The organism is Acinetobacter sp. AS167, assembly GCF_037152175.1.
In the GTDB taxonomy this organism is placed as follows: Bacteria; Pseudomonadota; Gammaproteobacteria; order Pseudomonadales; family Moraxellaceae; genus Acinetobacter.
Map to the genome: position 1 here is coordinate 1 of NZ_JBBCMP010000022.1, position 12162 is coordinate 12162.

The window sequence follows — 12162 nt, forward strand, 5'->3', positions numbered from 1 at the left end:
AGACAAGAACTACGAGCTAAGCTTTGTTGATGGCTCATTAGATATTGCCAAAGCGAAAGCTACAGTAACTGCCAATAGCGTATCGACTACCTATAATGGTAAAGATCAAACAGCTGTTGGCTTTAGTGCGACAGGTTTGGTCAATGGTGAAACTGAATCAGTCTTATCAGGTGTTTCAGCAACAGTGACTGCCAAAGATGCAGGTCAATACACCAATAGCGCAACGGGTCTAGATAAAAACTACGAGTTAAGTTTTGTTGATGGCTCATTAGACATTGCCAAAGCTAAAGCCACTGTCACCGCCAATAGTTTAAATACGGTTTATAACGGTAAAGATCAAACAGCTGTTGGCTTTACTGCAACAGGCTTGGTCAATGGTGAAACTGAATCAGTACTCTCAGGTGTTTCAGCAACGGTGACTGCTAAAGATGCAGGTCAATACACCAATAGCGCAACGGGTCTAGACAAGAACTACGAGTTAAGTTTTGTTGATGGTTCATTGGATATCACCAAAGCCAAAGCTACTGTCACCGCCAATAGTTTAAATACGGTTTATAACGGCAAAGATCAAACAGCTGCTGGCTTTAGTGCAACAGGTTTGGTCAACGGTGAAACTGAATCGGTATTATCAGGTGTTTCAGCAACTGTCACAGGTAAAGATGCAGGTAGTTATGCCAATACAGCCACAGGTCTAGATAAGAACTATGATCTTAGTTTTATTGATGGCTCATTAGATATTGCTAAGGCTAAAGCCACTGTGACCGCCAATAGTGTATCAACTACTTATAATGGTAAAGATCAAACAGCTACTGGCTTTACTGCAACAGGCTTGGTCAATGGTGAAACTGAATCAGTACTCTCAGGTGTTTCAGCTACTGTGACTGCTAAAGATGCAGGTCAATATACCAATAGTGCAACGGGTCTAGACAAAAACTATGAACTAAGCTTTGTTGATGGCTCTTTGGATATCACCAAAGCTAAAGCCACTGTCACCGCCAATAGTTTAAATACGGTTTATAGCGGTAAAGATCAAACAGCTGCTGGTTTTAGTGTGACAGGTTTGGTCAATGGTGAAACAGAATCGGTATTGTCAGGTGTAACTGCAACGGTTACCGGCAAAGATGCTGGCCAATACACCAATAGTGCAACGGGTCTAGACAAGAACTACGAGTTAAGTTTTGTTGATGGTTCCTTAGATATCGCCAAAGCCAAAGCTACTGTGACCGCCAATAGCTTAAATACAGTCTATAACGGTAAAGACCAAACGGCTATTGGTTTTAGTGCAACAGGTTTGGTCAATGGTGAAACTGAATCGGTCTTATCAGGTGTTTCAGCAACGGTGACTGCTAAAGATGCTGGCAAATACACCAATACTTCAACAGGTCTCGACAAGAACTATGATCTTAGTTTTATTGATGGCTCATTAGATATTGCTAAAGCTAAAGCCACTGTGACCGCCAATAGTGTATCAACCACCTATAACGGTAAAGATCAAACTGCTGCTGGTTTTAGTGCTTTTGGTTTAGTCAATGGAGAGACAGAATCTGTATTATCTGGTGTAAGCGCAACGGTTACCGGCAAAGATGCTGGCAAATACGCCAATACTGCAACGGGTGCAGACAAAAACTATGAGCTAACTTTTGTTAATGGTGCATTGGATATTGCGAAAGCTAAAATTAACCAAGTGACAGGCATTAGCGCCAATAATCGTATTTATGATGCAACCACCAACGCAACATTAAATACTGGATCAGCACAATTCACTGGTATGGTTGCAGGCGATGAATTGAAAGTTGCAACAGCAACTGGACAATTCGATGATAAAAATGTGGGTATAGCAAAACAAGTCTCGATTCAGGGTGTTAGTTTAAGTGGTGCAGATGCACACAACTACGAGTTGGTGAATAACACTGCACAAACTACGGCAGATATTCGCCAAGCCAATATTCAAAACATTGCTGGAATTACGGCTAACAATCGTACTTATAATGGATTAACTGCCGCTGAACTTAATCTCAGCAACGCACAATTCAACGGGATCTACGCTGGGGATAATTTAAACGTTGCAACAGCAATAGGACAATTTGACAGTGCAACCACAGGGCAAGCAAAAAATGTATCGATTACAGCTTTAAGTCTAGGTGGCTTAGATGCTCAAAACTACAAACTTGTGGATACCACCGCTGTGACCACAGCTGATATTTATCTGTTAACCCCTGCAGCGTATTTACAAGCCATACAATTCAAACGACCGCGTTATTTGCCTGAAACCAATAACGTCTTAAATACAGTTGATTTAGATGTACGCCAAGGTGGAGTTAACACTGCAGGTATTCAAATTTTGGCAGGGGAGCACTAATTGATGAAACAACAACACAATATTTTGGCAACATCTGTGGCTGCTTGTCTGATGCTTTTGACCAGCAGTAACCATGCAGCGCCAGCACCTAATGCGGGTCAACTGCTACAACAACAGCAACAAGGACAAAGCCTTGAACCACAGGCTGCTGTTCAGATAGAAAGTTCAGCAAGCAATAACGTACCTAACTCGCCTGATATCCAAATTCCTGTACGCAAAATTGAAATCACTGGAAATAGTCGTTTTAGCACAGCGCAATTGCATCACTTAGTGGCGGATGCCGAAGGTAAACAATTGAGTCTTCAGCAACTTTGGCAAGTAGCCCAAAAGATTACCACTTACTACCAGCAACAGGGCTATGCCTATAGTCGGGCTTATCTGCCTCAGCAGAATCTAAGTCAGGGTGTAGTACGTATCAATGTACTCGAAGCGTATTATGATCAAACCCAGATTGATAATCAAAGTCGAACGCAAAACTGGCTAATTGAACAAACCGTTGCACCACTTAAACAAGGTGAGCGGATCAACAGTGACCAGATGCAACAACAACTCAAACTGCTCAATCGTTTAAATGGGGTCAATACCCGAAATGTTTTGACCCCTGGTGCAACAGTCGGAAGTAGCCAACTCAATGTTGAAGTACAAAATGCAGGCATGTTGAATGGTTATATTGGCGCAGATAACTTTGGTAATCGTTATACCAGTCAAGTGCGTGGAACCGCTGGAATTTCTGCCAACAACCTTGCAGGCTTAGGCGATGAACTGAGTTTAGATGTAATGACTGCAGGCAAACGCATGAACTACGGGCGCGTGGGTTATGCATTTACCTTTACAGGAATGGGTACTCGGGCAGGCGCAAGTTATTCTTATCTAGATTATGAACTTGGAAAAGAGCTAAAAAACATTGGCGCAGAAGGGAGTGCTGCACAAAGTAGCGTATTCATTAGCCAACCTGCCTTACTGACCAATAATGCAGAAGTCCTTCTCAGCTTACAATATGATCATAAACAACTGAAAGATGATATTCAGCTCAATCAATATTACAAACATCGAAATATTGACGTGGTGACTGCCCGACTGGATGGCTCGCAGTTCGATCAATTCTTGGGTGGAGGCTTAACCCAATATGGTGCCTCAACCAGTTATGGTCGTGTGAAATTTAAAAACGATGATGCCGCTGCTTTAGATGCGCAAACAGCGAAGACAGCTGGAGACTACTATACAGCTACATTGAATCTGTCACGCTTACAAAACCTAAGCAATAAGGGCACGCAAGGCTATTTGGGAGTTTATGGACAATACAGTCCTTATAATCTAGACAGTGCAGAGCAATATCTAGGTGGTGGTCCATTTAATGTTCGTGGTTATGAATCGAGTCAATTTGCAGGCTCTACAGGTTATTTGGCCACGGCAGAACTGAGACAAAGTTTATTTGCCGATGCAAAGCATCAGCTAACAGCGAAAGTATTTATCGATACAGCAGAAGTCACGTTAAATGCTAAGCGTTGGGCAGGTGTGACAGGCGATAATCAAGTTCAAATCAGTAGTGCAGGTTTAGGTTTGAACTGGACGAGTGCGTGGAATATTCAAGCCAATGCAGAAGTTGCCTTTCCAATTGGAAATACGCCAGAGCAGTTGCAAGACCGTGATAATCACCAGTACTGGTTGAGTTTAAGAAAGACTTTCTAATTTGATTGAATAAATAAGGAGGCTTTTGTCTTCTTATTTATGTCGCCACGCGATAGCAACACGCTGTATGGTTAAACTCAATTTATTTGAGTAACGAAAAACTCCCTCCTTCAAAAAAGGTGAGAAGTATTCACTTCGCAAGGGGGAGGATTCAAACAATCTGAGTAAAAACTTAGCAAAAGGGATTTAAAAACCTAGCTGATGAGAATAAAACTTACACAGCCACACTTTACATTTAAAGTTTAAATTCTTTTGCGTAGACGAAGTCAAACCTTGCGCTGCAAACAAAGCCGATTAATATTCGTTGGGTGACCGCTACACCATCTATGATTAAATGATGTAAAAGCAAAATGATTAAATGGATATAAGTTGGAATGCCATTGATGAGTAATGGATATTTTTATCATGATTATTTGTATAGGCTTGTATATACAAATAACATCGACTCAAGATACAATGAGTTAGAATATTTTGTATGAGTTTTAGCCAATGTCAAGAGCGTCAAAGCACAATGATCTAGACTTATCTCTAGAAGAAGATAGTCCTGTTCCTTTGTATTTGCGCGTGAAGCAAATGATTTCACAAAAAATTTATGAAGGAACATGGACTGTAAATAAAAAAATTCCTTCAGAAAGTGAGTTGGTGAATTTACTGGGTTGTAGTCGTATGACGGTCAATCGGGCATTGCGCGAACTGACCAGTGAAGGTTTATTGGTGCGTATACAAGGTGTTGGCTCTTTTGTCGCTGAAGGGCAAGGTCGTACAGCATTATTTCATGTGAATAATATTGCAGAAGAAATTATTGCGAGAAATCATAAACATCATGCTGAAGTATTGGTACTTGAACAAATTCAAGCCAATGAAGAACAAAGTCGATTAATGCAAATTCGAGAAGGACAACGACTATTTCACTCGATCATTGTGCATTATGAAAATGATGTGCCTGTGCAGATCGAAGATCGTTTAGTTGATCCCGTACTGATTCCAGATTATTTGGCACAAGATTTTAAAACTATCACGCCTAATGCCTATTTAATGTCAAAAGCACCTGTTACTGAAGGTGAGCATGTGGTTACTGCGATTCTTGCTTCAGCACAAGAATGTAAATGGCTAAAAATCAATAAAACAGAGCCTTGTTTATTGATCCGCCGTAGAACATGGTCCAATAAACAACTGATCTCCAGTGCAAGACTGATTTATCCTGGCAGTCGCTATTATTTGGAAGGTAAATTTACCCAATGATTGAGCTTTTAAAAGCCAGCCATTACAAAAAAATGCGATGGAAAAATGGGAAAGGCTATACGCTTGAAATCGCCCGTAGTGTCGGTGAAAGCTTAGTTGAGTTTGATTGGCGGATTTCGATGGCCGATGTGAAAACATCGAGTGATTTTTCCAAGTTTAATGGGATGAATCGCTTTTTGACGGTATTGGAAGGTCAAGGTCTTTCACTGCGTATAGATGATGATTTTAAGTATTTAAAAACATTGCAGTCCGTCGAGTTTCGTGGAGACAGCGTGGTCAGTTGTGAATTGCTGGCAGGGTACATTCGCGATTTTAATTTGATTTTTAATCCAAAAAAGTTTGATGCACAGTATCAGTGGATTTTCTCTCCAGAAGGCTTAGAAATACCCATATTATCTGACGTGATGTTTGTTTTTAATCAGAGTGTTGAGGTGTTAGTTATCGAAATTGGTCAACAGATTTTTCATCTGGAACATCAGGACAGTCTTAAACTCGAAGATGAAAAATCATTAAAGACAATCATTTTAAATCAGCAATTTTTAAAGCAAACTTGTCTAATACAACTCACAAAAATCTAAATTTTATTGATTCTACTTAAACGCATACAACCTTAAGTTGTCTGCGTTTTTTGTTTTTATGAAAAATAAATCTATTTATTTTATATGTTTATAAATTTTTTTAAAAATAATTTAAAAAGCATCTTTTCAATATTAAAGATTTGTGTAGTATATAGATGTATATACAAGTTAGTACATTGCTATACAGTGAATGCAGTTTAATTTGCTGGTTTAAACTCAAAGGAAGGAGTCCTATTGTGACAACAACGACAACAAAATTTCGTGATGTAGAAATTCGCGCACCTCGTGGTACTAAGCTCAATGCAAAAAGTTGGTTGACTGAAGCTCCACTGCGTATGTTGATGAATAATCTTGATCCTGATGTCGCAGAGAATCCAAAAGAGCTTGTTGTTTACGGTGGTATTGGTCGTGCTGCACGTAATTGGGAATGTTATGACAAGATTATTGAAACACTTAAAACTTTAGAAAATGACGAAACTTTATTGGTTCAATCAGGTAAACCCGTCGGCGTATTCAAAACACATAAAGATGCACCACGTGTTCTTATTGCCAATTCAAACTTAGTTCCACATTGGGCAAATTGGCAACATTTCAACGAGCTAGATGCCAAAGGCTTGGCAATGTATGGTCAAATGACTGCAGGTTCTTGGATCTATATCGGCAGCCAAGGCATTGTACAAGGCACCTATGAAACTTTTGTTGAAGCTGGTCGCCAGCACTACAACGGGGACTTAAAAGGTCGTTGGGTGTTGACTGCAGGTTTAGGTGGAATGGGAGGGGCTCAGCCTTTAGCTGCAACATTGGCAGGCGCATGCTCGCTTAATATCGAATGCCAGCAAGCCAGTATTGATTTCCGTTTACGTACACGTTATGTCGATGAACAAGCAACAGATTTAGATGATGCTTTGGCGCGTATCGACCGTTATACCAAAGAAGGCAAGGTGATTTCGATTGCGCTACATGGCAATGCAGCTGAAATTTTACCTGAATTAGTTCGCCGTGGCGTTCATCCGAACATGGTGACGGATCAAACCAGTGCACATGATCCACTCAATGGCTATTTACCCATTGGTTGGACATGGGAAGAATATCGTCAACGTGCCAAAACTGAGCCAGAAGCAGTGGTAAAAGCTGCAAAACAATCTATGGCGAAGCATGTACAAGCGATGTTGGATTTCCAAAAAATGGGTGTTCCAACCTTTGACTATGGCAATAATATCCGTCAAATGGCGCAGGAAGAAGGCGTAGAAAACGCATTTGATTTCCCTGGTTTTGTACCTGCTTATATCCGTCCATTATTCTGTCGTGGTATTGGACCATTCCGTTGGGTTGCACTTTCAGGTGACCCTGAAGATATCTATAAAACAGATGCAAAAGTTAAAGAATTGATTCCAGATGATGAACATTTACATCGTTGGTTAGACATGGCAAGAGAACGGATTAGCTTCCAAGGCTTACCAGCACGTATTTGCTGGGTTGGTTTAGGCTTGCGTGCAAAATTAGGTCTGGCATTTAATGAAATGGTACGTAGTGGTGAGCTTTCAGCACCAATCGTCATAGGTCGCGATCATTTAGACTCAGGTTCGGTTTCCAGTCCAAATCGTGAAACTGAAGCAATGCAAGATGGTTCCGATGCTGTATCTGATTGGCCATTATTGAATGCTTTACTTAATACAGCAGGTGGCGCGACTTGGGTTTCATTACATCACGGCGGTGGTGTCGGGATGGGCTTCTCTCAACACTCAGGTGTCGTGATTGTTTGTGATGGTACCGATGAAGCAGCAGCACGTATTGCTCGGGTATTGACCAATGACCCAGCAACAGGCGTGATGCGTCATGCAGATGCTGGTTATGATATTGCCGTCGAATGTGCCAAAGCGCAAGGTTTGAACTTGCCGATGATCACCAAATAAAAGACATGGACATTACGATGCTTTTTGCAATTGTGTAAGTAGCATCGTAAGAGAACAATATAGCGTAAAACAGGACGTCAAAATGGAACTCTTAATTCAACCAGGCAAGCTCACTCTCGCAGATCTTCGCCAAGCGTATTTAAATCCAATCAAAGTTAAACTGGATGACAGTGCTTATGCTGGCATCAATGCCAGTGTTGCATGTGTCGAAAAGATTGTGAATGAAGGACGCACAGCTTACGGTATCAATACTGGTTTTGGCTTACTCGCTTCAAGTAAAATTGCTCCTGAAGACTTAGAACAGTTACAACGTTCATTGGTACTTTCTCATGCTGCTGGTGTGGGAGTCCCTTTAGATGATGCGATGGTTCGCTTAATTATGTTGTTAAAGGCCAATAGTTTGGCACGTGGTTTTTCTGGTATCCGTCCTAAAGTGATTGATGCAATCCTTGCCTTGATCAATGCAGAAGTTTATCCACATATTCCATTAAAAGGTTCAGTCGGCGCTTCAGGTGACTTGGCACCCCTTGCACATATGTCTCTGGTTTTACTCGGTGAAAGTAAAGCACGCTATAAAGGGGAATGGTTCCCAGCAGTTGAAGCACTTAAAATCGCAGGTTTAGAACCCATTACTTTAGCAGCCAAAGAAGGTTTGGCACTTTTAAATGGTACACAGGTTTCAACAGCATACGCATTACGTGGTCTATTTGAAGCTGAAGATTTATTTGCTGCTGCGACCGTTTGTGGTGGGTTAAGCGTTGAAGCTATGCTCGGTTCACGTGCGCCGTTTGATGCACGTGTCCATGAAGTTCGTGGTCAGCGTGGTCAAATTGATGTTGCCGCTGCATATCGTGACTTATTGACTGAATCAAGTGAAATTGCACATTCACATGAAGATTGTAGCAAGGTTCAAGACCCGTATTCACTGCGTTGTCAACCTCAAGTGATGGGGGCTTGTTTAACGCAAATTCGCCAAGCAGCAGAAGTATTAGCGATTGAGTCGAATGCAGTTTCAGATAACCCATTGGTGTTTGCGGCAGAAGGTGACGTAATCTCAGCGGGTAACTTCCATGCTGAACCTGTGGCAATGGCTGCTGATAATTTAGCCTTAGCGATTGCAGAGATTGGTTCACTGTCTGAACGTCGTGTTTCGATGATGATGGATCGCCATATGTCACAGCTTCCTCCATTTTTGGTTGCAAATGGTGGGGTGAATTCGGGCTTTATGATTGCTCAAGTAACAGCCGCTGCGTTAGCGAGTGACAATAAAGCACTTGCACATCCTGCCAGTGTTGATAGTTTACCGACCTCTGCAAATCAGGAAGACCATGTTTCCATGGCGCCTAATGCAGGAAAACGCTTGTGGTATATGGCTGATAACGTTCGCGGCATTCTTGCAGTTGAGTGGTTAGGTGCATGTCAAGGACTTGATTTCCGTGAAGGATTGAAAAGCTCTCCTAAACTTGAGCGTGCCCGAAAAATTCTGCGTGATCAAGTGGCGTATTACAGTGAAGATCGTTTCTTCGCGCCAGATATCGAACAAGCAAGTGAATTGCTCGCAAGTGGTTGTCTGAACGAATTGCTCATTGCAAAGCTACTACCGAGCTTGTCCGAAGTGTGATCAATAAAACGGTCACATGGAGTGACCGAATCTAACTAAATTTCCTCAAGGATTGGAGATTATAATGTCACAACACTCCACATTACAGCGGGGGTTAAACACCCGTCATATCCGCTTTTTGGCATTGGGTTCAGCGATTGGCACGGGGCTTTTCTATGGATCAGCAACGGCAATTAAAATGGCTGGTCCGTCTGTTTTAATTGCTTATATGGTTGCAGGGATTGCAATTTATATTGTGATGCGAGCATTAGGGGAAATGGCTGTTCATAACCCTGTATCAGGTTCTTTTAGTGAATATGCCTCAAATTATATTGGTCCTTTAGCTGGTTTTACCACAGGTTGGACCTACGTTTTTGAAATGATCATTGTCGCCTTGGCTGACGTGACTGCTTTCGGTATCTATATGGGGTTTTGGTACCCCGATGTGCCACGATGGATCTGGATTTTATCGCTGATTATGTTCTTAGGGGCAATTAACCTGATCCACGTTAAAGTCTTTGGTGAGGTGGAGTTCTGGTTATCCATCGTCAAGGTCAGTGCTATTGTTGCCATGATTTTGGGTGGTTTTGGTCTGATGTTCTATGGCTTCAATGCCGATCACACTGGTTTTGTACCAGGTATTCAAAACCTATGGATTCATGAAGGTTTTATGCCAAATGGGATTATGGGTTTAGTTGCCTGTTTATCTGTTGTGGTATTTGCATTCGGTGGCATCGAAATCATTGGGATTACAGCGGGTGAGTCACAAGATCCGAAAACGTCGATTCCTCGTGCGATTAATGCGGTTCCTGTGCGTATCTTACTTTTTTATATTCTGACGATTTTTGTATTGATGTCGATTTTCCCATGGAATCAAATTGGTAGCCAAGGCAGTCCATTTGTACAAATTTTTGAAAATTTAGGCATCAAATCTGCAGCAACTGTTTTAAATATTGTGGTCATTACAGCTGCAATTTCCGCGATCAATAGTGATGTATTTGGTGCAGGGCGTATGCTCTATGGTATGTCTAAGCATAAACAAGCACCTCAAGTGTTCCAGAAACTCTCACGTAATGGTGTTCCATGGATGACTGTAGTGGTGATGGCGGGGGTGTTACTTATTGGGGTAGTGCTTAACTATCTGATTCCTGAAAATGTATTTATTATCATCGCATCAATTGCAACATTTGCAACAGTTTGGGTGTGGTTGATGATTTTACTTTCTCAAGTGGGCATGCGTCGTAAACTATCTAAGTTAGAAATTAAAGCATTAGATTTCCCTGTAATAGGTTGGCCTTATGCGCCTGCATTTGCCATTGTATTTATGCTGTTTATTTTAGCCATGATGGGATATTTTCCAGACTCACGACCTGCGCTTTATGTTGGTATAACCTGGTTAGTTTTACTCTGGATTGCCTATACGATTTGGGTAAAGCCCAAGCAAAACTCAGTAAAAGAAAAACAAGATCTCCAACAAAACATCGAAATGGAAAGCTGATACTGAAGCTGCCCAAGCATGATTAAAGCATGGGCAGTAAGAGGAAATGTCAATGAAAAAACTTTGGACAAACTGTCATATTGCAACTATGCAAGATGGGCGATACTCCAGTGTTGAATATGCTGCAATCGTTACTTTAGCGCAACATATCCACTGGATTGGCGCAGAAAAAGATGTTCCTGTAGATGACTATGCTGAAACCATTGACCTCAATGGCGCATGGGTGACTCCCGGTTTAATTGATTGTCATACGCATAGTGTATTTGGCGGAAATCGTAGTGTTGAGTTTGAAAAACGCTTACAAGGTGCCAGCTATGCAGAAATTGCAGCGAGTGGTGGTGGTATTGCAAGCACTGTACGGGCAACCCGAGAAGCAAGTGAAGAACAACTCCTTGCTTCAGCACTGAAACGTATTCGTTGTATGCTTAAAGATGGAGTAACCACCATTGAAATTAAGTCAGGCTATGGTCTGGACTATATCAATGAACGCAAAATGCTTCGTGTGATTCGTAAAATCGCTCACACTTTACCGATGACCGTAAAAAGTACGTGTTTGGCTGCACATGCTTTGCCACCAGAGTATCAAGATCAAAGTGATGCTTATATTGAACATATCTGTGCAGAGATGTTACCCAAACTTCATCAAGAAGGTTTAGTCGATGCTGTCGATGCTTTCTGTGAGCATTTGGCATTTTCTCCTGCGCAAGTTGAGCGTGTTTTTAAAGCAGCTCAAGCATTAAACTTACCCGTTAAACTACATGCAGAACAACTCTCATCTCTTGGTGGTTCAACGCTTGCTGCGCGTTACCATGCATTGTCCGCAGATCATTTGGAATACATGACCGAAGCTGATGCCAAAGCCATGGCAACTTCAGGCACAGTTGCTGTGTTATTGCCAGGAGCATTCTATTTTTTAAGAGAAACCAAATATCCACCTTTAGATAGTTTGCATCAACATGGTGTCCGTATTGCATTATCCAGTGATTTAAATCCAGGAACATCGCCAACTTTATCATTACGTTTAATGCTGAATATGGGCAGTACATTATTTCGTTTAACACCAGAGCAAGCACTCGCAGGTGTCACAACGCATGCTGCTTATGCACTGGGTTTACAAGACACTCATGGCACATTAGAACAAGGTAAAGTGGCGGACTTTATTGCTTGGGATATAGAACATCCTTCTGAAATTGTGTATTGGCTTGGCGGTGATTTGTCAAAACGAATCATCCAACATGGAAATGAAATCTTGATCTCAGCATGAGATTAATTTTGATAGAGTG

At 41.5% G+C, this 12162-nt stretch carries 8 protein-coding genes; all 8 read left to right on the plus strand.

The genetic code is table 11. The features are described from left to right. Positions 1–2359 (plus strand): beta strand repeat-containing protein (locus tag WFN33_RS19725; protein WP_336954741.1); only part of this gene is annotated, 2359 nt, incomplete at its 5' end. 3 nt (positions 2360–2362) lie between these two features. After that, positions 2363–4048: a ShlB/FhaC/HecB family hemolysin secretion/activation protein gene (locus WFN33_RS19730; RefSeq protein ID WP_336954742.1), complete on the plus strand. Its 1686-nt coding sequence runs from the start codon at positions 2363–2365 to the stop codon at positions 4046–4048. A 489-nt stretch (positions 4049–4537) separates the two neighbouring features. Beyond that, entirely contained in the window at positions 4538–5290 is a 753-nt protein-coding gene (hutC, locus tag WFN33_RS19735; protein ID WP_004721807.1) for a histidine utilization repressor, read from the plus strand. Then, a complete protein-coding gene (locus WFN33_RS19740) occupies positions 5287–5868 on the plus strand; it encodes a HutD/Ves family protein (protein WP_336954743.1) in 582 nt (193 codons plus the stop codon). Before hutC ends, WFN33_RS19740 begins: the two co-directional genes overlap by 4 nt. Positions 5869–6104: 236 nt before the next feature. After that, positions 6105–7781 carry a urocanate hydratase gene (gene hutU / locus WFN33_RS19745; protein ID WP_336954744.1) on the plus strand — a complete coding sequence of 559 codons (1677 nt, stop codon included), beginning with the start codon at positions 6105–6107 and terminating at the stop codon, positions 7779–7781. Positions 7782–7863: 82 nt separating this feature from the next. Then, positions 7864–9402 carry a histidine ammonia-lyase gene (gene hutH / locus WFN33_RS19750; RefSeq protein WP_336954745.1) on the plus strand — a complete coding sequence of 513 codons (1539 nt, stop codon included), beginning with the start codon at positions 7864–7866 and terminating at the stop codon, positions 9400–9402. Between the two features lie 64 nt (positions 9403–9466). Continuing rightward, entirely contained in the window at positions 9467–10879 is a 1413-nt protein-coding gene (locus WFN33_RS19755; RefSeq protein WP_336954746.1) for an amino acid permease, read from the plus strand. A gap of 52 nt (positions 10880–10931) precedes the next feature. After that, positions 10932–12143, plus strand: coding sequence for an imidazolonepropionase (hutI, locus tag WFN33_RS19760; RefSeq protein ID WP_336954747.1), 1212 nt, complete (start codon positions 10932–10934; stop codon positions 12141–12143). The last annotated feature ends 19 nt before the right edge of the window (positions 12144–12162 follow it).